The sequence below is a fragment of the Mesorhizobium sp. C399B genome, from assembly GCF_030323185.1.
Classification (GTDB): Bacteria; Pseudomonadota; Alphaproteobacteria; order Rhizobiales; family Rhizobiaceae; genus Mesorhizobium.
Genome location: NZ_CP100472.1, coordinates 4308273 through 4330806, shown reverse-complemented (window position 1 = coordinate 4330806; position 22534 = coordinate 4308273). Strand labels below are relative to the sequence as shown.

General features: G+C 57.4%; 13 protein-coding genes and 2 pseudogenes. 7 read left to right on the top strand and 8 right to left on the bottom strand.

Translation table 11 applies throughout. The features are described from left to right. Positions 1–180 precede the first annotated feature (180 nt). The 5 genes from NLY36_RS20705 to NLY36_RS20690 all read left to right on the top strand — a co-directional run bounded on the left by NLY36_RS20705 (position 181) and on the right by NLY36_RS20690 (position 5308). The gene (locus NLY36_RS20705) at positions 181–474 is read left to right on the top strand and encodes a hypothetical protein (protein WP_023736323.1); all 294 of its coding nucleotides are present in this window, start codon (positions 181–183) and stop codon (positions 472–474) included. A gap of 99 nt (positions 475–573) precedes the next feature. Then, positions 574–1674 (top strand): hypothetical protein, encoded by a 1101-nt coding sequence (locus NLY36_RS20700; protein ID WP_023736322.1) that lies wholly within the window; start codon positions 574–576, stop codon positions 1672–1674. Beyond that, positions 1661–1870 carry a hypothetical protein gene (locus NLY36_RS31760; RefSeq protein WP_502882017.1) on the top strand — a complete coding sequence of 70 codons (210 nt, stop codon included), beginning with the start codon at positions 1661–1663 and terminating at the stop codon, positions 1868–1870. The genes NLY36_RS20700 and NLY36_RS31760 overlap by 14 nt, the downstream gene beginning before the upstream one ends. A 798-nt stretch (positions 1871–2668) precedes the next feature. Continuing rightward, positions 2669–3172, top strand: coding sequence for a hypothetical protein (locus NLY36_RS20695; protein WP_023736320.1), 504 nt, complete (start codon positions 2669–2671; stop codon positions 3170–3172). Between the two features lie 270 nt (positions 3173–3442). Continuing rightward, positions 3443–5308 carry a DUF7380 domain-containing protein gene (locus NLY36_RS20690; RefSeq protein ID WP_023736318.1) on the top strand — a complete coding sequence of 622 codons (1866 nt, stop codon included), beginning with the start codon at positions 3443–3445 and terminating at the stop codon, positions 5306–5308. Positions 5309–6249: 941 nt separating this feature from the next. Here NLY36_RS20690 and NLY36_RS20685 read toward each other — a convergent pair. The 4 genes from NLY36_RS20685 to NLY36_RS20670 form a co-directional block, all read right to left on the bottom strand. After that, positions 6250–10209 (bottom strand): NACHT domain-containing protein, encoded by a 3960-nt coding sequence (locus NLY36_RS20685; protein WP_156933228.1) that lies wholly within the window; start codon positions 10207–10209, stop codon positions 6250–6252. A 279-nt stretch (positions 10210–10488) separates the two neighbouring features. After that, positions 10489–11325 (bottom strand): NYN domain-containing protein, encoded by an 837-nt coding sequence (locus NLY36_RS20680; protein WP_023736315.1) that lies wholly within the window; start codon positions 11323–11325, stop codon positions 10489–10491. Between the two features lie 379 nt (positions 11326–11704). Next, a complete protein-coding gene (locus NLY36_RS20675; protein ID WP_286461346.1) occupies positions 11705–13003 on the bottom strand; it encodes a recombinase family protein in 1299 nt (432 codons plus the stop codon). Positions 13004–13061: 58 nt separating this feature from the next. After that, a complete protein-coding gene (locus NLY36_RS20670) occupies positions 13062–13943 on the bottom strand; it encodes a hypothetical protein (RefSeq protein ID WP_023736312.1) in 882 nt (293 codons plus the stop codon). Between the two features lie 100 nt (positions 13944–14043). On the opposite strand from NLY36_RS20670, the gene NLY36_RS20665 reads away from it, so the two are divergent. Then, a complete protein-coding gene (locus tag NLY36_RS20665) occupies positions 14044–18408 on the top strand; it encodes an NACHT domain-containing protein (protein WP_023736311.1) in 4365 nt (1454 codons plus the stop codon). 443 nt (positions 18409–18851) lie between these two features. On the opposite strand, the pseudogene NLY36_RS20660 reads toward NLY36_RS20665, so the two are convergent. The 4 genes and pseudogenes from NLY36_RS20660 to NLY36_RS20645 form a co-directional block, all read right to left on the bottom strand. Next, positions 18852–18959: pseudogene (locus NLY36_RS20660) on the bottom strand (ABC transporter permease); the annotation flags it as partial. A gap of 265 nt (positions 18960–19224) precedes the next feature. After that, entirely contained in the window at positions 19225–19842 is a 618-nt protein-coding gene (locus NLY36_RS20655) for a nitrogen fixation protein NifQ (protein WP_023736309.1), read from the bottom strand. Positions 19843–20195: 353 nt separating this feature from the next. After that, on the bottom strand, positions 20196–20387 hold the full coding sequence (locus tag NLY36_RS20650) for a ferredoxin (RefSeq protein ID WP_023736308.1): 192 nt from the start codon (positions 20385–20387) through the stop codon (positions 20196–20198). Between the two features lie 40 nt (positions 20388–20427). Beyond that, positions 20428–21645 carry a cytochrome P450 gene (locus NLY36_RS20645; RefSeq protein ID WP_023736307.1) on the bottom strand — a complete coding sequence of 406 codons (1218 nt, stop codon included), beginning with the start codon at positions 21643–21645 and terminating at the stop codon, positions 20428–20430. 427 nt (positions 21646–22072) lie between these two features. Between NLY36_RS20645 and NLY36_RS20640 the strand changes: the two are divergent. Further along, a pseudogene (locus NLY36_RS20640) lies at positions 22073–22460 on the top strand (hypothetical protein). Positions 22461–22534 lie beyond the last annotated feature (74 nt).

Here is a 22534-nt window from a genome sequence, read left to right as displayed (position 1 = left end):
TTCGACGGCTGGGCTTGCTTACTTGAGCTCCTGAACGACTACCCTGCATAGCGACGGTCATGCGTCCGGCCGCGCTTGACCTTCGCTGGCGATCCGATATTTGACAACCCGACTCGCGGACGCTTGCATCTTGCTCCCGATAAGCCATGATTTGTCCATATTGGGCAGGGGCGCCTGGCTATGAATCGTCAGATGCAGGGACTTATCGCGGCAGCATGCATCGCGGTGATCGCGGGGGTCGGATATTACGTTTGGGGCGAATTCTCCAGCTATCGAGCGCGGGTAGCAGAGGAAGCGGAGGTAGAGAGCGTTCGAGCCGAGCTGTTCGATTTAGCCGAGGCAAAATCATATGAACCCGAAAAGGTTCGAATGATGTGCGCGCGGCTGAGGGAAAAATTAGAGACGGAATTAAAAGACAATGACATGGCCAAACAGGCTTTTGTGAATTGCCGCGTTCTCCGTTACGCCGATTGATCCGAATGGCCTTCCGATGCGGCTTTACAGAGTGAAGGCTGACCGCGTAACTCAGCCGTAACGCCCCTAATCAAGCGGCATATTGAAAGCCCAACGAGTATGTCAGAATCGCCCGTAGGCCCGCATTCCATTTATGAGGGCCACCCCAAAGGGCCAATCGATCTCGACAGCGAGGTCACTGCTGTCCAATTTGATGGGGAGCTTTCCACTATATCAACGGCCCGCGTTCGCCTTGATGAACGTTTGCGAGTTCTCGTGGATTGGGCGGAAACATCAAAGAAGCCGGAACTCCACATCCACGATAAGGACCTGCGCATCACCTTGGATAATAGCGATCCGATTGAATTTTTCGTCAACCATCACCAAATGAACTTGGTCAGTGACGAGGCCAAATTTGAAGCGGAGCCGACAACGGAACCTGCCTTGCTCTCCGGAAACCCGTCCAATGAGGCCTTCGGGTTAATAGTGAACGGACCAAGGCTCAACATCCCAAGGCTAGACGGTATCACGTTCGTAAATGAGAATTTGAACGTGACTCTGCACGTCTTCGACCATACGCATACACTCTACCAAGGGCGCGAGCGCCTGCATATTTCAAAGGCAATAACTCACTATTTCACCGCGTCTACGATAGACGGCATGGAGATAGACGGTTCAACGTTGTTCAAGCAGGTTGGGCGGCTGGTTGATTTTCTGGGCTTCGTGAAGGGCATCCGAATTGGCTTTGGCCAAATGAGAGGTAGTCCGAAAGTCTCTGACAGCTACCGGTTCCTCGGCTTCACAAAGCACGATCGTTTCGAGCCCCCCGCGAACTGGTTCTATCGATCGTTGACAGAGAACCTGCCCGCACTTTTCGAAGATTATGTCCGTCGCCTGGCGGTGATCGAAGGAAAACGCACGCTCGGTCGTGCGTTGCAGTACTACAAGGCTGGAAACTACACCCAGACCGATGCCACCGAAATCGCGCTCATAATGTCAGCTGCTGGCTTAGAGACCATGGCCTACCATGTCCTCTCTACGGAGGGCGGCTGGTCGAAGGCGCTATTCAAGAGTGCCACACTTGCCGATAAACTTCGCGCCTGCACCCGCCTTTTGAAGGTTAAGGGTGACCCTACCGAAAAATCCGAAGCGCTGAAAAAGATAGTGAAGGCAAAGAGCAACGATAAATACGACGGGTTTACACTTCTTGCGGATTTTTGAAAACGGACTGACTCATCCAGGAGAGTTTAGCTATTCGGGAGAGGAACTGCTACACGCGTGGTTTGCGACACAATGGTTGCTAGAAGTTCTAATTCTGGCCTTCCTTGGCTACAGCGGCAAATATCAGGATAGACGCATGCAGCTAGGTGGCAGGGCGGGTGCTCATGACGATCTTCCGATTGAGAAAACGGCGTGAATGCAGATCTGATGCACCATCTGCTTTCAACCTTTTTGCAGCGTGGCATCGTGTAGGCGAACGAGGCAGGCGGCATGGCGTTGCGTCAATCGGCCTAGTCGGCTAGAATAACTCCATGATGGATCTAGCAACTCATATGTTTGACCTTCTAACGGCGCTACTTGGCTTGGCAACTGCAAGCCTTCCTGCGTTCTTGTTTTTTAAAAATACCTAAAGGATCGATATCTGCTTTTTTTATACGAACGAAAACATCCTCGCCAGATCGGGAATCCTGAAGGGCGTTGGCACAAAGGACTGGAAGTCCTTTGTGAGACTTCTGGCGCAAGCCAAACGAGTGGCCGACAGTCAAATCTCAGAACCAGAGTTTATCCGGGCCGTGATGCCGGGGCAACCAGTGCACGCGATCTGCACCCAACCTCTCAAACATAAAACCATGTCGCCATGGTGCTGGCGTAGGAGCCGAACACCGGATCCTTGAAGACTGGTCTCCCTTTTTCAAGCCAGTTCGCGAGGATCACTAGGCAGAAATGCACTGAGGCTGCCCCGTCAACGCCGGACCAGTTCCTTGACACGCTTGTGCTTGAATTCGCCACGTGTCGCCTGACGATCCGTTTCGTATTCAAGTAGATCAGCAACAAACGTCGGGCCATTTGTTTTCCGAGCCACATCTTGTTACTGGTTGTCATCGTCCGGTATCTGATTGAAGAGTCGCCATTTCGGACGTCCGAGGATGCGGTCCCGGTGAACAGTGCCGGTAGCAAAGGCAAGCAGACTTCGACAACTTGAGGTGACTAAGCAATGGATGTTCTGTGGTTCCTGAAAGAGCGGACGAAATTCATCCGCAACTACTACGAGACGGCCAGTGCGGCGTTCCGTGAAACCATACGCAAAATCGACGCGGAGGAAGCGCCCTACGAGCCGCCCTACAGTGAGGACGGAGAACCGCCGTTTCTCGCCGAATGGGGCGCTGCAGATACTTCTCTGGAGATATTGGGGGCTACATGCATTTCGATGCTGTCGGAGTCCCTCAAGCTCTACTTCTCGACATGGGAGGAACTGCTAGGGGCAAAATGCCAGAAAAATTTCCCTGGCTCGTTCAAGGGGAAGGGCTTTGTCACCGGCTACAAGGATTGCTTCGGCGCAGTCCTCAAAACTGACTGGAGCACCTGTCCCGCTGACTTCGCCGTCCTCGAACAAGTAGTAATGGCCCGCAACGCGGCAGAGCATCCGGCCGATATCGTATTTCTGCACCTGAATCATCACGAGAGCCTGCACAGAAGTTCCCGACTCCGGTCTTCATAAGCGAATATGAAAAACGGCTCATTGAACAAAATGCGCAGGTGTGGCCGCATCTCCAACTTGTGGTGACCGGGAATGCCCTATTCGAGGCTATTCGACAGGTCGAGCTACTGGCGGAATGGATGGAAGAGCGCCTATTCAACGTGCTCTATCCCGGCAACCGCGCGGGAAAACTTTGACGGGGATTTGCAGACGTGAATCGACCTAGCGACTTTCTCGACGGCTCGACGGCCATCTCATCTAAGCGGCCCAGCGCCGAAAGGCTTATGTTCAATGGCTGATGGGGAAAACACGGAGGGAAAAGAAATCCCCGGCGTTACTTTCGTAGTTCCGCTAGATGCATTTCGGCGCGACGCGGTGCAAAGTGCGATCGCGGCAACAGCCGTGGTAGACAGCAGCGACATCTACGCTCGCATTCATGAAGCAAAGGCCGCCGCCAAGACAGGAGATGTTGACAGCTTATCGGCGTTAGAGGTGCTTAGGCAAATTTCAACTTACCATTTCGTGCCAGATGATCGCATTGAGCCGTTTCGTCCTTTGGCAATCATGGGCGGACGAAGGTCGCCAATCCCGGCCGACCTCCTATCCGATCAGATCGTCATCCTGGCGGAGTTGGTGCCCGACATTGGTCACCATGCCTTTCGAGCACGAGTCGCTGATGTCTGCTGGTTGCTAAACGAGAAGGACGCGGCCTCGGGCCTCCGGGCAGTCTCGTCGTATGTCGAATGCATCACGTTGGTGCTGAACGGCGAAGCCAAATTCGACTTCGATGAAAGCAACCCCGCTAGTGTGCCGGCCGTTGAGTATCTAACGCGGGCAACAATCATCGCACGATCAATGGGATGGAAGCGAAGTGAATTCGACCCGTTGCGACAGATCATTGCTGACGTGTCGCAACTTGCTCTGGATGCCGATGACGTATGGGGCTTCATTCACATTGGTCCTATCAACCTAAGCAATCACGTTTGGGAATTGGTCCAGACAGCACAGGCCGCTGAAATTCTCGCGGCAAGCGCCAAGCTTGGTGGTAATCACCCGGCCCGCCGATCTCTATGGGAGCTTGCGGGTCGCGCCTACCTAAGCGCCAAAGATGCCGAAAACAGCAATCGATGTTTGGTCGAAGCAGCCGAGACATACGCTGCGGATGCTGATGCGCGACAAGATTCGGCCGTCGTGCAAGTGCATTTCCTCAACGATGCGATTCAAGCATTAAGACCCATCCCGGGGACTGTCGATCGACGGCGGGCTTTGCAAGACCGATTGAGTGCGATCCAGCCTCGCATAATGGACGAAATGTCCAGCTTCTCACATCAAACCAACATTACAGAACTTGTGGAAGCGGCCGAAGCTGACGTTCGCGGCAAGCCGCTCGCGCAAGCCATTCGTAAGCTGCTTATGTGCGAGGACTCACCCGATCCTGACAAGCTGCGCGACCAAGTTCTGAAAGCAAGCCATGGAGGCCTAGCCGCTATATTCTCAACGACCGTGAGCGACAGCCAAGGCCGAACTCGCTTCATTGCACCCGGTCTCGATCTCAACGGTCCGCCAGACGAAAATCAGGTCCGGTTCATGATCAATCAGCATGACCGAATTCGCCGTAGCCTTGTTGTTGCGGGGAGAATTCATCCTATCCGGCGGGTCCTTTGGGAGGAGCATTCTGTGGACACGCTGTTGCCGCTGATGCGGGCAAGTCCGTTCGTCCCACCTCGCCACGAGTATACCTTTGCAATCGGTGCTGCCAAGTTCGTCGGCGGCGACGAACTCGAAGCCGCGCATCTAATCCTGCCGCAACTGGAGAACTCACTTCGCTACATCCTCAGTTCGTCGGGTGTAGAAACCAATCGCATCAATCAGGATGGCACACAGGAAGAGGCCATGCTTAGCCGTCTGCTAGGGGATTTCCGGGAGCCCCTTTTGCAGCTCATGCCTGCCGCCCTGGTTGAGGAGATAGACCTTTTGTTCAATTTTCGTGGCGGACCTGCGATACGCCATGAACTTGCGCACGGGAAAATGACCGATGGCGAGTTCTGGAGCCCGGACGTAACCTATTCGACATGGTTGGTCCTGCACATCGTCATTTTGCCAACGTTGAGTTTCTGGGACGATGTCGCGGCCGAAATGTCGCGTCGTGGTCGATAGGGACGGTTTCTCATCCGCCGCAGCGGAACTGGTTTTGTTCAGACGGCGATGCGCGCGCCCACCCACATTCGATGGTGGTGGAGCCTAAGAAGCTGAGTCGGGTTTATGCGGATATGGTCGCAAGTCTTCCGGTATTGTTCCGTATTGTCCCCGAAATCATCGATCTCGATGCAAAACAGCCTCTACCACTTGCCCTGATACCTCGGTATCCGCATCGGGCGAACGCAAGGTCCGCGTTCTTCGTGGCGCCAAGCAATCAGGAATGAGGACAACAATGCATGCCGAGGCCCGGCCTCCAGGCGTCAGTTGATCAACGCAATTCCTCACGGGATCACGTGATGCCCAAGAAGAAAATGGCGGTCCAAGTCGCGTCCTCCAGACGTGGCCTGAACGCTATTTCGACGAAACCGATTCAGGGCATCGTGGATCTGCGTCCTAGCGCCATCAGACGAGGAACCATGGTGCGGCGAAGCGTCCAGCTGAGCTTGATTGCGCAATCGTCATCGCTGAGGAAGGCAGTTTCCTTGGGTTCTCGCGACGCCTTAGAAACCACCATTCTGCATTAAAGTCGGCGCATTCCTGATCTTGAGTACTCGCTCGGAATCGCGCTTTTTGAGCGCCATACAAAACGGGTGGTCGACCAACTTCGGTCGACGCGAGGCTGCTGGGCAGTCTTCGTCGCGTTCTGACTGACCTCGATAGTAGGGTTGCCACGGTTGCAAGTGCCCGGGGAGGACAAGCAGGGAGCTTGTCGACAAGCTTTGAAGCGCCCTCGCCCGCGGCAGAATTTCTCGACGCAATCACCGCCGCATCTCGGTCGTTCAGAACAGCTTCGTCGCTTCCTGAAAGCGGACGGGACGGGCGCGCGCTGGCGGTCTCCGTCGAGCCAGTATTCGCACATAGGACAAACCTAGCAAGGCGAGAAACACTGAGGCCGGCTGTCACCTCGCTCTCGAGCTGCCTTGCAGCGATCCACCGTCTACCGCTTTTGATAGCGCCCTATTTCTGATCTGATGCTCACTATCTGCAGACATCCTTTCCGCATGTCGCTGGATACGTTCGGTGCCCATGTAGCGCTCGTGCAGCAGAGCCATCGCACAATACCGAACGACTTTGTCCGCGCTCACAAGCAACCGTTCCGCAGCGGTCAGCTCTTCGGCATCGAGCCGCACGCCGCTAGCGAGCACCTTGTCCACAACGCGACCCTGCACCTCCCCTGCCTCAACTTCGTTGAAGAACTGTAGTCGCTCTCCGTGGGGCTGTTGAAGCCGCTCAACCAGAAGCCTGGCACCGATGTCATAGATATCTGAACGCTCGTCGGACAGGTAATTCTTGATGGTTTCGTACGAAGGTAGCCCCAACCTGGCGCCAGCTTTTGCGAGGTTTGCACGCGGGCTCGCAGGGATAACTCCGCCCTTTGTTGGATAGGGCTCTTCATGCTTCAGCCAATACGCATATGCCTGATCGATCATGTCAGCGAGCTTTGGAATTCCTGGGCGGGCTAGTGCGAGCGCCAGTTTCGCGGCCGCTTTCGCGGTGTCGACGTCAGCGGCGAACAGCCCTGTTCGAATGGCTGCCTCTACATCGGGCGACCACGGCTCTTTCAGGTCTTCGAGTAGTTCGAATAGATACTCGCAGCCCGGCACCAATGGCTTGGCAAGCCGATCTAACACTATGGGCAGGGCAAGATCACGCCCCAGCTCCTCGGCCAGAGCGGCAGCCCCCCATAATGTCCGCCTACGACCTGTAGCGAATAAGCGTTCGACAGCCTTCTGGAGCTCTGCCGGTTCGAGCAACACACCAAGAAGGTTCGCCGCGATCCATTTCAGCCAATGCGACGGGTGGGTGATAGCGGTTTCGATCTGCATGGCGTCGAGTCCAAGCGATCGTGCGCGCGTCCAATCCATCGGCGGCGCGTCTACATTTGTCGTGATGTCGTAAATAAAGCGATCTTTCTTGGTCTCGAGATATCTCCGCGCAAGCACCGCATCCTGACAAAGCTTGTCCCGGTCCAAGCCAGTCGCCGCGACGAAGCCCCGTAGTGCTGCTATGATCGAGTTACGATCGAATGGTTCCGACCAGCTCCAAAAGTCACCAGCAGCCACCTTGTTCATTCCGCTGGCGTCAATAAACGCGCTCAGATGCAACAAGGCCGGCGGTAAAGGCTCGGCGTCGGCACCAGCAATATCTGGCGGCAGATCGAGCGCTTCGAAGATCAGTTGATAGAGGTTACGGCTCGCTTCATGGAAACCAGCCGGAAAATTGAGCCAAGATAGGGCCGCTTTGGACCATTCCGGTTTGCCGATCTGGTAATTCCGACCTTTCGCGTCCGCGAGTTGCATGGCCTTGGACATGAACCCGACGCTCCCAAGGTTGTCGTAATTGAAAACCTCTTGTAGCAGCGCATCAGCCACTTGGGCTGGAGCTCTATCGAGGATCTCCTCACTCGCTTCCAGAACGAAGGCTTCAGCCAGAGCGTGCTCATCGCCTCGGGCCAGAACCACACCCCCACCGAGCGACGAGCTGATCGTGGGTCCTACGGCTTTGATGTTGTCGCGCAGCGTACCGACCAAGTCGTCAAGATCGTAAAACCTGGGACCGGCTGCGACCGTACAGGCCCATGCGATTAGTCTGCTCCATGGCTCCCTCGCCTCAAGGTACGTGGCAGCGATGGCGCCTACTTCGTCAGGAAAGCGCCGCGCTGAGGCGATCAGCGGTTTCCCGATGTCGAATGCGAGCCATTGTCGGGTGCCTCCCATTATGGCGAATGCCTGCTCGAGAAGCTTTACTCGCAGCGGCCGGCTGGGGGGAGGATCTGCCTCCGCTACCAATTCGGTCGCCAGAACAAGCCGTTCGGGTAACGCCAACAGCAACTGGGCCGCGAGAATATCCGCCATGCCTAGCATTCCGGCGAGACGAAGCACCTCGGACCAAGCCTCGGAATCGGCGATTTCCCTAACGACCTGCGGCTGCTGCGTCGCAGGCAGTGTGCGCAGATAGTGCGCCGCCGCAAACTCGCCGAAGCTTTTGTGAATGAATGAAAGAGTCTGCTGACCGCCTTGGCCTACCCGTTCAACGACGCCGACATTCTGCCAGTAGTCGAGAAAGCGTTCTGCGTTGGCGACCGCAGCAATTCGCGTTGTGCCCATGTCGGCGGCCAGGTCGAGGGCGCAACGGTCAATCGTTTCCTTGATTGTAGCAAGCGGATGCGAAGTAATCTGCCAGCCAAGGATGTCGAGGAACCGTCGTAACAGACTAGGCGGTGCCGGGGGCTCTGGACTGCGTGCGTTTGGCGCCTCGCCGATGAGGTCGAAGATTTGCGCGAAAACTCTTTCGCGAGTGGCGCCAAGTTCTCGTCCTCGCAAGAGGATCGCAACCGACAAGCCAATCAGCAACGGTGTGCGGCCGACAACCTTGGCAATCGGTCTGTCACTCAGTTCACGCCGGCAGATTTCGAATGCGTCGTTAGAGAGCTCCGATCCAGGTGGAGCTGTCGCCTCGATGAGTTGTGCGGCGGTCCGATGAGCAGCGGACGTATCGAGCGCGAAAATGTCATAGTGCCGCCAGTCCTTAAAATGAGCAGCATTGTAGCCGATCGGGCGAGTGGTGATCAGGATGCGGCTGTCAGGGTGTCCCTGGGCAAATCGGGCCAAACCCGCTGCAACTTGTTCTTGCAACGAGCCGCACTCGTCTAGGCCGTCGCAGAGAAGCATCCAGTTCGGAAATCGCGCATCGCGCGCTTCGGCGACGGAGATGCCACTTCCGTCCAGGCCCAGCTCGAATACAGCCTCTTCGAAACCGAAACCGGCCCTTATGCGCGCCGCAACAGCTGAGAGGCGCACCAATAGCACTGGGATTTGGTCCTCGCTGTAGCGTCGGGCAACACGCTTGAGCAGTGTTGTCTTGCCCATGCCCGGTCCAGCGACCAAGACAGTTCTCGTGACGAAACGGCCGAGTGTCTCCGGATTGACCGACCGGGCACCTCGCGGAGCCGATCGGGTCTCCCATTCCTGATAGCGGCGCAGCGCCTCCTCAAGGCTGGTACTCTCGTTTGCCTTGTCGTCGCGAACGACAGCGCTGAGCGGTATCCAGTCCTCGTCCGTCTTGAGCGGCGTATCGACACCAAAGATCGTAAATGTGGCATGCGTCGCCAGCGTCCAGCGAGATAGCTTGGACAGAAGCTGGATCGGCGATGCCTTCGCCGTTGACGCAATAGCAATGCCCTCCGCACGGAGCAGGCGAAGGACTGATGCAACATCACGGCGGCCCCTCTGCTCGATCTGAGCCGAAGCGTCAGTATAAATTGCCTTCCACGCAGCATCGGTGTCGGCATCCGTCGCGCATACATGCGCGAGTTCCGCGCGCGCCGCCTGTATTGCCGCTTGGTCTGCTGCCAGCGCGGGTACGGTTTGGATGCGTAGGCGTGCGCAGGCATCAAGTGCCTTAATGCGCGCGGCTGCCAATTTGTCCATGAATGTCTTGGCGATGTCTGACAACCCGTCGACGCGGCCATTGCCGATCCTAATGAGGTCGTTCGCCAAGTCCTCTTTGACCGTGGCACTGCTGCTGGGAGACACAGCCAAAACGCCGAAATTCGCCGCCCCAGTCGTGACTGCACTCGCGAGTTTGAGTAGCGACCCCCAGAGATCAGCCCCTGATCTCAGGCCCTTCTTCGCCTGAACTTCGACCGTCTTGGCACCCTTGAGGAATAGACGAATATCGTCGCCCGCGCCGCCAGTCTCGGCCTCCACCGCAACCGGCGTGTCGTCGATGAGTTTGTCCAACCACATCAGCGGACGACCGCGCGCCATGTAAATGGTTGCAATCGCAGTCACTGCCGCCTGGAAATTCATTCCGCCGCCCGTGGCCGATCCTCCCGCCCGTCGTACTTTGCTGCCCAATCAGGACTCTCCGAGAGACTTGCCTTGCTTCGCGAATGCGGCGACTACACCGGAGATTCGGCCGACAGACCGCTTCGAGTCGCAATGTCGAAAGCGGCAGCTTCTATATCTTTTTCCTCAAGAGCAAGGTGGGAACCCGACCCGATTGATCGCCAGAGGAGCCGCATCGCCCTCAAGAGCGAATGCCGCTTCGGCCTGTCGTTGGTAGTGGCGTTAGCCGGCAAGAAAAGGGCCCGCCGGCGCCTTTGCCATCAACGGCAATGATGGAATTTCTTATCCCTATCGGCTCGGCTGTGGTGAGCGGTCCTTGTTCCGCTTGTCTGCGACGTAGCTCTGCCCATTCTCCATCTTCATTATGTCGAAGAGGCCAGTCGCCGCGAAGAGTGCCGGAAAGTTCTTCACTCCATAGTTTCGTGGATCGATAGGCGCCTGTCGTTTCGCTGCACTTCCTGCCGATGACATAGCTGCCCATCCATCGTCTTGCGCCGTGGCTTCCACAGCGCCACGCAGGATCGTCACGAGGGTCGTATCTTGCGATAGAGACTTGCCGGTTCGCTTGTCGGCGGGCTTTTCAGCGGGCGTTTTAGATCTGGTCGCTGATTCCGCTTTGGTCTTTGGTTTCTCGCCGGGGGCTACAGGAGTTGTCGGTAGCTCAGCATCGTCCAGGCTATCGAGATACAGAAAAGTCGTGCAGGCATTGATGAACGGTGTGGGCGTTTTGCGTTCCCCAAATCCGTAGACTTCGAGTCCATTGGCCTTCAACTGCATCACTAGTGGCGTGAAATCGGCGTCGCTGGAAGCCAAACAGAAAGCATCAAGCTTTTGAGTGTAGAGAAGCTCCATTGCATCGATCACAAGCGCAATATCGGTGGCGTTTTTGCCGGCCGAATAGGTGAACTGTTGAATGGGCCGAATTGCAAAATTGTGCAGCTTGTCTTTCCAGTTCCTGAGATTGGCGCTTGTCCAATCGCCATAGGCGCGGCGGATATTGGCCGTGCCGTATTTTGAAAGTTCCGCCAGTATTGCTGCGATCTTGCCGTGGGACACATTGTCCGCATCGATGAGCAAGGCGATTCGCCGATCAGATGTGGTTCGCGACCGGTCCTCATTTTCCATTCGATTGTTCGCCCTCGCTGCGCATCTTCATGATAGCATCTATGTGCGATGTGCGCACGATTGTGGTTCAAGCAGCGCCCCTCGGGTGCGCCGTGAGGGGCAATTGGCCTATCGAGACCGTGGGGGCCACGCCACCAATTTCGATCGATCTTCGGCGACGTTGCCGGCTATGCAGAGCGTCGCAGATAGCAGAGGAGTGCTTCTTCGATAGTGGGACTCGCGATGTAGCGGTCTCCCGCTACCATCTCCAACCCACCGGGTCTGCCGAGATAGAGGCGCCCTGACTCGATCCCCAATGGTGAGCGAACGCGCTGCAGGTGGATCTCGCGGTGATCAAACTGCCGGGAGCATTTCCAGAGCGATCGCCGCGATCAAGAAGCTAGGTTCTCAACGCGTTCCGATGCTCGGCCTCTTTCATAAGCGCCCGAAATTCGGCCGGAGGTGCAAGGCAGAAGGTTCGAAAAGCTTCCAAGAACCCCAGCCAAACTGGATGTCCTTTGGACATGGCTATCCCTTGGGACTGCTCAGTCGATAGCGCTGCGGTTGTTTCCGCAAGCAAATCAAACGGTTGTCGAAAGACAGCGCGAACCTTGCCATCGTCCCATGTGCAGTTCGACAGTAGCAGATTCAGAAGCCGTTTCTTCTCACCAGGAGCCTGTCGGGCAAACAGTTGGCGAGCATTTCGCGCTAGCTCCAACAGGCGCACGCCATCCTCCATGTATGATTCCTCGGCCTCGCCATGCCGCTCGATCTCACGGAGTAGACGCGTCTGCTCGACCCGCCATTGCGCTGACATTCGATCGTAGAAGGCGCTGTCGATGCGTCCGTCGAGCTTGTCCAGGTACATTGCCTGAAGCCGATCATCGAGGCGGTTGTATTCTTTCTGGCACCGCAGGATCGCCTGTTCCTGTTCCTTCCGCTCATCGGCGTGGCTGGCTTTGAGCGCGTCGCGGATCCAATCCAGCACCTCCTCATCGAAATGGAGTTTGTCCAGCAAGGCGCCAAAGGTCCCTTCCAGGATTTCCTCGCGGACATACTTGCGGCGGCACTCGGCATAGCCGCCGCGGCCTTTGTCGCTGTGGCCGGTGCAGTGGTAGTAGACGTATTTGCCCTTTTTGATCTCGGCCACTACCGCGCAGCCGCATCTGGCACAGGTCATCAGGCCACCGAAGGCGAATTCATAGCCGTAAGAGTGGATAGGCGTCGCGTGGCGGCCGGTCAGCACGCCTTGGACCCGCTCCCATAGCTCGATCGATACCAGAGGCTCGTGCTTGCCGTGGTGCAGCTTGCCGTTCCATTGAAACAATCCGGTGTAGAGACGATTGCGGAGAATCGAGTGAACCGTGCTGACCGGAACCGGGTGTCCATTCTTCGGATACACAAGGCCTTCAGCATGGGCTGCCTTCGTGATTGCCTTTAGAGAAAATCCACCGGTTGAGTAGCGCTCGAACAGCCTAGTTATCATCGACGCCAGTTCAGCGTCTGGCGCGATGACCTTCTTGCCGTCGCTCCCCGTGACGTTGAGATAGGGGTCGACAGCGGCCAGTCCGCTTATGGGAGCGGATGGCGGAAGGCTGCGGTTCGGCTCTCGACCGCATTGCCGCCGCTCCTGCGCTCCGGTAGGACTGCTTTTAGCCCTTAGCTGACTTGTGTCTCGGCTTTCCTGGTAAGCCTGCACGGCGGATGGCCAGTGGATGCCGCAAGCTGCCAATCCGCCTTAATTTCGTAACTCCGACTCAGTCGCTTTCTACAACGTAGTGCTTCCTAATCTCTTTTTCTTCGTAGAGATCATCACTAACCATCGCCACGATGATGGCGGCGACGGCAAAGCACAGATCAACGTCGGCCTTAGCAATCGGCTCTGTTTTCGTGTTGTGAGCGATAGCGTTTCTGAGTTTTTCGCACTTGTCGAAACCGTTCTTAACGTCTCCCCATACCTTCACTTTATCGAGGCCGCCGACAGACGGTGGCATGTTCGCCTTTATGATCGCCTGCAGTTTCTGCATCAGTCGGATGTCAGGTTTGATCCGCTGATCGTCGGATTGCCCCTTGTTGAGTTTCTCACGCTCCGATTCAACGAAGCTGTCGAGTGCCGAAAAATATGAGAAAAATGCCTGCTTGAGCTTTCCCTCTTCCTCGAACGCGAAACCTTCGGCAATCGCTTCCGCAGCATATCCGATACGACTGCTTTCTCCGGAGTAGGAGGCCACGATGAAATTGAAGCGCACATCCATGTTCATTTCCATGGAAGTACCAGACAAGCTTCCCCTGACCAGTGCTCGGCACCCAAAGCGGTCTGCCATCTGGAGTTCCAAGGCAAGCTTCCCTGTGCTTTCAGAAGTTGCTTTCGGCAGCTCATATTCGGGATCATCGTGCGGGTCATCGTCAACGAAGTACCCATAGTCGTCCAGTATCAAACTATGGATGAAAATCGCTTCGTCCGAGAGATCGAACTCGTGCCAGACTGGGTAGTCCTTATCGGTTCCCCCGTCGTACGGGATGAAATCGAAGTCGGGAAGGAGTTCAGTGGTCCTATAGACGCGCTTGACCTCGGAGGCCTCCAATTTAAGGCAAACACTGAGCTTGTCCTGGCTCAACGCCTCCGTCAGCTTACTCATGAATTCGACCTCGAATCTTGCAGAGCATTATATCCAGGTTCTGCTGATCACGTCGTCTGCGTGAGTACAACCACCAATGACTGAAACCCATGAGGGATTTATGACCACTTCCGCCGGCCAAAAACCAAGCTTGATGGACTTTGCTCGCGCAAAAACTTTGTTGGCGGCTCGACTTCGCAAACTCGATGCGACCGGCACGAGTGGGTTTGAAGGTCTCATGCGAGACGTCCTGTCAGAAACTACAGGTCAGCTGTTCAGGTTGGCCAAATCAGGCCCGCAGGCAGGATCCGATGTCCGGACGATCGAGCACAATACATTTCGCGTCGGTCTGGAAGCCAAAAGATATGGCGCGAAAACACGGCTTAGCCTTGATCAGATGAAGGCAAAGGTCGTCGACTCCGCTCTTCAAAGCGACCCTGTCGATCTATGGATACTGGCTGCCTCGCGGGAGATCCCGGTCACCGATATCGAAGCGCTCCGAGACATCGGAAACCGCCTGGGAGTAGCTGTGCTGGTCCTCGATTGGCCAAGCCACAAAGACTCGCTTCCCGACTTGGCGGTCCTTTGCCTTGAAGCGCCAGTCGCCATGGCGAGCCACTTTGGGAACGACCGATCTCTGCGGGACGTGGTCAGAGCAATTGGATCCCACCCGGATTTCGCAAAGTCTCGCGAGAGGGTCCGCCAAAGGCTGCTGGACGCCGATATCGGATATGCGGCAGCTGTGAGCGCCATGAAGACCTGGATTGAGGTTGGTTTGTCCAATCCCATGAACGCGGCATCACGTCTTGGCGGGAGCTTTAACAATCTGCATGACCCTGCCGTGAGGAAAGTCTTACGGCCATCGCTGAACGAACAGCTCGACAAATGGCTCATCAGCGGTCGACCTGCGGTTCTGCTCGGCGATGAAGGCATGGGGAAAACCTGGTCCTTCTTGTCCTGGTGGGCAGCGAATTCCGCAGACGGCCGTAATCTGCCTCTGTCGGTTTTCGTCTCGGCCAATGACGTCCGGGACGACAACGCCGAGGAGCTGCTGGCCAAGGTTCTAGCCAGACGGCTCGGCCATGGCGATGCGACGTTCTGGCTACGCAGAGTTGGGCTCTGGCAGCGCGCCGATTTCGCCGGTCAGCAGTTCATTCTGGTCGTCGATGGACTGAACCAGAATTGGCGAAAACGCGATTGGTCGGATTTCCTGCAACCGCTCTACGACGAGCGCTGGAAAGGTCGCTTTGCCGTTCTGACCAGCTGCTGGCCAGACCATTGGGCCGATCTGCACAGGCTGGCGCCGTTGGCTCCCCGTCCGGATGAAATTCGTGTTGGTCCCTTCAGCAACGACGAGCTGAAAGCGCTGTTGAAGTTGCACGCGGTGGAGGGTGAGGCGTTTGGAGATCGGATGCTGGATCTTATGAAGGTGCCGCGTCTCTCCCAGTTGGCTATCGAACGGCGTGAGGCCCTCGCGCCAACAGGCGACATAACGCCCGAGCGACTCGCATACGAAGATTGGAAGCACAGGGTAGGTCGGCGCGGAGCAGCGCTGGCGATTTCCGATGAGGAATTCCGAGATTTCATCCGCGATCTCGGCAGCGGCGTGAAGGTTTCGCTCGATGACGCAATGTTCACCCGCGTTGACCTGGTTACGAAACTGGGCCGGGAGAGCGGCAAGGGCCAGGACGACCTTCGCGAAACCGTGGCGGAGCTGATCGCCGGGCGTTGGCTGGAAGCAGGTGACGGTCCTCATCGGTTTAAACTCCGCAAGGAGCTTACGCCTTTCGTGCTCGGCCTAATATTGGCGGCTGAACTGAGAGGCCTGGGCGATGAAGGCGAGGCCGCTGCCATCATCGCCACGTTCGTAGATCCCTACAAGGGGCAACGGCTCGGCGTTTCGATCCTGCGAGCGACAGCAACAATCGCGCTCCTGGACGGGCTTGTCGGCCGGCCTGCTCGGCGTGCCATCGTTCATCGGTGGGTAGCCGAACAAAACTTCTCTCAGGTGGACTATGATGCTTTCTGGCGTTTGATCGGCCTGGATTTTGAACTTTTTTGCCAGATTGCTGAGGAGACCTGGCTCGCCCGGTCCGGCAACAGATCGATGGATGAAATCCTTATCAAGGGACTGGCACGAGCCCATTCCTTCGCAGAGATCGCGCCACGCCTCGTCAGGCAGGTGACGATCTGGCTGGGATGGCTCTGGGCAGACCCAGACGACGGACGCTTCCTTGGTAAGATTGATCCGAACTCCGAGCGATCGGTCACAAATCGCAAGCGAACTCATGACAACCTGAAACGATGGAATGACTCGCCGATATCGTCGACCTGCCCGACCGTTGAACTGGTGGCCACGGGCGACGTGAGTTGGCTCGCTCACCGGGTGTTCGGGATTCTTTCGTTCCTGCCGCTGCAGGCATTCACTGACGCGTTCCTGGCCTGGGCAATCAGCCGGGCAATCATGGCCACCGCCAATCATTTCGAGGAGCTGGCCTGGGTCTTGCGCCTGGGCGGCGGCAAATCTGGCGATTTTCATGCCGCGCTGCTGAAAGCCGTGGACGAACTGACCGCAACAGGTGATGACATTGCGCTAACTGGCGGGCAATGGCTTCTGGAGGCTCTTGGAGACGCTGTCGCCGGGACGCACCTGGCTGCGTTAGTAAAGGACAAATCACCTACACTATTTGCAGACCGCGCGGATACCCAAAGTCCGCTTGATCCGAACGCATGCGTAGCGAACCATGATGCCAAGTTCGCAGGCGACCAGCTTTGGCTGCTCGGGCGCCAGTCGAGTGATGACGACAATCGTTTTGAGCGCCTAAAAGCTATGTTGGCCCGCACAGACCCAAATCTCCTGCAACAAATCGTTCGCTTGGCGGCCCTGAGCGCCCCGGGGCGAAACGAACTCGAATTGCAACGTCTTGTGGCCGAGGCCAACCGACTTTCGCTACTGTATAGACAGGAGGAGAGACTTCTAATCGCCGATGCCATTAAGGATTTGATCGACGCCTCGGCCATCGCCAAGGACGATGATCTTCCTTGGTGGCGAGCACGCGAGCTGGAATTGCGTCTTTGGGACCTCGAACCGGAACAACTGCTGGATAGAGTGCTCGACGATTGTCTGAAGCTGCCGATCCTCGCCAGGATCGAGAAGGTGCTGCTGCGTTGTGGACAATCAGCCATACGATCGCGCCTTTCCAGATTCCCGCTAACCGGTCCTCGCGATGACGTGCTCAGCGGGCTTCTGCTCCTGGGCGCCATAGCTGATGAAGAGGCTCTGGATGGTTGGTCAGATTTGGCGCCACTTGTCAGCAGCGTGGACGCAGAAATACGCGGCGCCGCTTTCGAACTGGCACCAGAGACACGCGACACTCAGGTGCTGCAGGCGATCGCCGATAGCGGATGGAAAGCTGCGGAAGCGAACAACCTCAAAGACCGCTGCCGGGGATCATTGGCGTTGCTGGCTGCAAGCGAGATTCTGCAACGCCCGGAACTGATGGAAGAGGCGGATCCCGAAATCTGGGCCGTCATGCTTCAACGAAATCCTGAAGACCCGGTCGCGCTGCAAAAATATCATGACTTCGTTCGCGGTGCCTTCGATAGGCTGGATCAAAAGGGAGGCTCCTGGTCCTACCCGAGATATTGGGCAAACCACGACCTGCCGATGACCATCTTGATTGCGAGGCAAGGGGCGAGCCTCGTGGCCTGGTTGAACGCTTGGCTCGACGAGCGTAACCACATTTCGAACGTTGATACGCTCGATGAATTTCCTCTCATTGCCCTGTGTGAGGGACTCATTCGATCCTTGCCCGCGGCTGGCATCCCGTTGTGGCGGAAGTTGAATGACGCAAGGGACCGAGGCATCATAAAGAACCCTCGGATAACCCTGTTGCCAGTTGAGGCGCCAGCATGCGCTGCCGGAGATGAAGGACGCCGGGAGGCTCTTGACCTCTGCACGACTGACAATGTGTTGCTTGACATGGCGAGGGCCGCCATCCAGCACGGCCAATCGAGCTGGCTTGAGGCCACCATCCGAGATGACGAGGCCAGTGGCGATGCGGCCCGGATCGCGCGGGCTTATACGCTCCTGGGTTTCTGCGATCTGACACCCGCATTCGAAAAGATATGGACCGAGTTCGAGGCGAGGAAGCCACGAACAGGCTGGCTGGCCGAGGTTTACGCGACTGGCAGTGATCACTATCGTCGAAACAGATGGGCGCGCGAGTGGTATCGACGCTACCTACACGCCGCTGATCAAGCGACCGCATTTGCCGCCCACGCAGTTCTCGCGAAGACGATCGACGGGCGAGGCAACCTTTGGATCAAGGGTAAGGATATTGAGCTGCTCACGACTCCGGTCGGGCGACACTGGGACACGAACCTGACCGTACTGAACCAAGCCATCAAGAGCAGAAGCGAAACCCTTCAGGATAAGCTTTATGGCGCGAGAATCATGAGGCAGACCCAATCGCCTTGGCTCTGACGGGGATTCGACACCGAGCAAACCTGTTGGCAATGCGAATTCGAAGCGCTTGAACCAGCCGAGTATGTAAGTTGGGTTTCCGCGCAAGCTCGGTGATTAGATAAAAAGCAACCTTCTCGGCGGCGTCGCCCGAAACTGCCAGTCCGTTTTCGACCTCTTATCGACCATCATCGATGATCAGCGGCGAAGGCAGCTTCCGGCCAAAGAGCAGTCTGCCAGAATGGCCGGGATGAGGCGCAGAGCTGTCGTTCAAAAGGTAGCACGCTTGGAAGTTCGTGCTGACGCGCTATCTGGCGCATGTGCCAGAAGTCGATGCCTTCAAAGCTATCCAAAAACCGAATCTAGTGTCCTATTTTGTCCATAAGCAACCACAATTCAGCTGGCGGCGCGAAGCAGAAAGCTCGAAAAGCTTCCAGGAACCCCAGTGCGCGCCCTGCCGGAACCTGGCCGAGAATGATGGCGGAGCCGGCAGCAACGAAATTGATGGCCACGCCGGAGACAATCTGGCCGCCCCAATGGGTGAGCGAGGCGAAACTGTGCACCAGCGCGAACAATGACGTCGGTGAACCGCGGCCGCCCAGGCGCCGCAACCGCGAGGCAGGCGAGCAGCAACGGCCCGGAGAACACCAGTTGCTCGGCGGCGATGGTGCGGGTCGCATCCTGCACCGCCATCATGACGGCGCCCGCCGAAGCGAGCATCGCGAGCAATCGGACAGCATGCACAGCATTCAATCCCCGAAGGGAGCAGTCGACATTCGACAAGAGACATATGGCGCGGCGCGAGCGCTGGCGCTGTACAATTGACGAAAGCGGCTCTCAATCCTGGGCGTTGTCCTTGGTCCGTGTGAGGCGGCTTTCGCCTTCCTCCGGGCCGAAGCAGCTTTCGAAATCATTGCAGTCCCGGCAACTGGGGGAGCTGCACAGCGAAAAGCCTTCGGCCTCGCAGAGCTTGCGATAAAAGTATTTTTTCCATTTCATGTTTTGGGTGTTGCCGGCCGCCAGCGTCGGAAAATGCCAGGCGAGCAGGCGGCCGAGGTCGGTTCGATTGAAAAGGCCGAGGTCCTGCCAGAGGTGGTCATTGCGCATGGCACGCCGGGCGATGATCTTGGCGAAGCGGGCGCTCGCCGGGTCGCCATGTCGGGCATGCGCCAGCAGCAGTCCATGCAGAAGTTCTTCTTCCAGGTCCGGCTCGGGCTCGCTCACCTCTTTCAAGGCAAACGCGTTGATAGGAAAAGCAGGGAAACAGCGGACCAGGACATCGCGCAACTCGGCGCGCGAAAGTCCGGTTGCCTCCGTCGCCGTCGCCTCGCCGGCCTCGATCTCCTCGAGCGCACGTGAAAGCACACAGGCAAGCACATGCTGGTCGAACCTCCTCTCCAGCTCAATGTGCGGCCATTGGCCGGTGCTGAGCCGGGCATAATGTTGGGCAAATATGGTGCGTTCTCCTGGTTTCGTCCTATCAATTCATGCAGAGACCCGGCCTGCCGCAACATGGGTCGGGCAGTTCTTCGGGTGTACGCAGTCGCGGATCGCCTCGCGGTCGAGTAGTTCGGCAATTCTCGTCTGGTCCACTCGGCTCTGTCGCAAATTCTGTGATTGGAAGGAGGCGTTTCGCGAACCGCGGGGCCCTGCCGTTTGCGCCTCACGGGGAACACAGGCGCCGGAAATGCCCCTGCAGAGTTGGACGTGAACCGTGCGGGACAGAGGTCGCGTGCTGAGTGCGGCCACATGGTCGGCCCCATTCAAGCCCGCCAGACTCACGGTTGAATGACGTCTGATTCAGAGCGTCAGAGAGTGAGTTCCAGCGCACGTTCAGGACAGGATCGCGCGCCTCGCGATGCAGGCAGCTCCTCCCCTTCCGCAACTTCAATGTCACCGGGCAGGATGTAGCCCTCGTCATCAAGCTTGAAGATGTCCGGCGCTTGCGCCGCGCATCGCGCGTGACCCTGGCATTTGGCCTTTTGGACGATGATGCGCATGGCGCTGCCTCCATTGTCTGTGCCCCGGCTCGGGGCGGGCCTAAGACCAGTCCAGGATCAAATTTTCGATCCCGAACACATGGCCGCCAGTGGTTATGGGTGCCGTACCCCTCTTGATCCTGAAAGCTGGAATGCGCGCCAGCCACTCCTCCAGGCCAATGACAATCTCCCGCCGGGCAAGGTGTGACCCAAGGCAACGGTGGGGACCATAGCCAAAGGCGGCGTGGCGGTTGTCCTCCCGCTCCAAATCGATCGTGTTGGGGCATTCGAATTCCGCCGGGTCACGATTGGCAATCATGGTGGCGCAGGAAACATAGTCCCCCTTCCGGATCGGCGCGCCTTCGAAGTCGATATCTTTCGTGGCCACGCGGATCAACTGAATGGGCGGATAGGCCCGCAGTAATTCTTCGGTTGCGAGTGGGATGCGGTCCGGTTCGCTCCGCAGCAATTGCTGATCTTTGAGGTTGCGTGCGAGGTACGCCAAGTCAAAGCCTATAGCTGCTGCGACCGTGTCGAGCCCAGCGACGAAGACAAGCACGCCGATGCCGCGGACTTGGGTGTCCGTCAGCCGGCGGCCCTCGACCTGTGCCTGCACGATAAAGGTCATGAAATCGTCAACCGCCTCGTCGCGGCGCATCGCTGCAAGTTCGTCGATGAATGCCACGATCGTCCGGGCAGCCACAGGTCGTTCCTTATCGTCGCCGTGGAGCAGATCTTTCCCCCAGCCGACGAATGTATCGAGTCGGTCATCAGGCAACCCCAGAAAGCGAAGAAAGGTGCTCACCGCGAAAGGAAAGGCAAAATCCTTCATCACGTCGCAGCTTGTGCCCGACGCGGCGATCCTTTCGATCAGCTCGACCGCCCGTTCGCGGACAGCCGGTTCCAAAGCCAACACCCGCTTTGGCGAAAGCAGCGGACTGAGCAGTGAGCGAAAGACGCCATGGGCCGGTGGATCGAGCTCAAGCGGGATCGTCGGCCAGTTTTCACCCAGTATGGAGGAGAAGATGCTGCGATGGCTGGAAAAAGTCTCTGCGTCCTGCAGCACCCTCCGCTGGTCCGCGGCACGGGTGATGACCCAGGTACCCCGGCCATCTTGCGTGTTGTAGCGGGAGTAAAAGATCGGAGGCCCGTCATGTACGCGAGCGACAGCTGCGTGTGGATCCCCGTTGGGTGTTGGTGGCATCCCTGGCGATGTAAACAGGCTGAAGTCCCTCACCATTTCGGGTGGGACATGATCTGGAACGGGGTTGGTCGCCATTTTGTTTTCTCTACATTGGCGTTCATGGCTCGATTGAGATTGCACGGCTGTTCGTAAAGTCGATTTCCAGCATGGGCACGTCTCTTGTCGGGCGCCTTCTAGATTCTGTCGCCTGATACAGCCCACCTGCACCAGCGCGGATGAGATCGGTTGCGAAGTCGATCAGAAGGGGCATCTCCGCCGCTCTGCGGTCATGAAGCAAAGCCGCCGCTATCCCCGTTGGGGTTGAGAGGCTGGTCAATCACCTCTGAGCTCCGTGACACACTGCTGATGCCCTGCTGATCAAATCGTCGAAGCAAGTCTCGTGCCGGATAGGCGTACCCATGGCGCTGCACCAAGCAATGCCAGCCTGCACTGGGCCCGCCGCTGGGATCACCTGTCCATCATTTTTAGGACAACGTCCGACAACCGACATCCGTGGTCGGTTTTGTCGAGTCCGCGACATCAAGCTGTTCGGCTTGGCTGCTGCTGCACAGCCTTCCGGTCGACGAGCGAGGAGATCGCTCGCACGGCCCGGATTGAGCAACGACGCGATCCAGCGCAAGGATCGACTGCGGTCCGACAAGACCCGACGGCGCTTGCGCGCGATGATCGGAATATCAACAAGGTCGAGCCGCGCTTCGGTTCGGCGTTGATGGCGTATGCGTTTTATCGCTCGCAGGCGCTGCAAGGATTTTCGGTCAGACGGCGATGCACTCGTGCGCACCGGTCCGGCCGGCGACCAGCTTGACTGTATCGATGCGGTCCATTCCGGCGTGCATCACCTGACCGTGCGCATCCGCTACGACGGCAAGCCTTTCCGCTCATGGACCTAAATTTCCTCGCGAGCCGCTGTCGGAACGTGGTGCCGAGTCCTATAGCGGCCGGTTCAATCCGAGGGCCTGTCGGC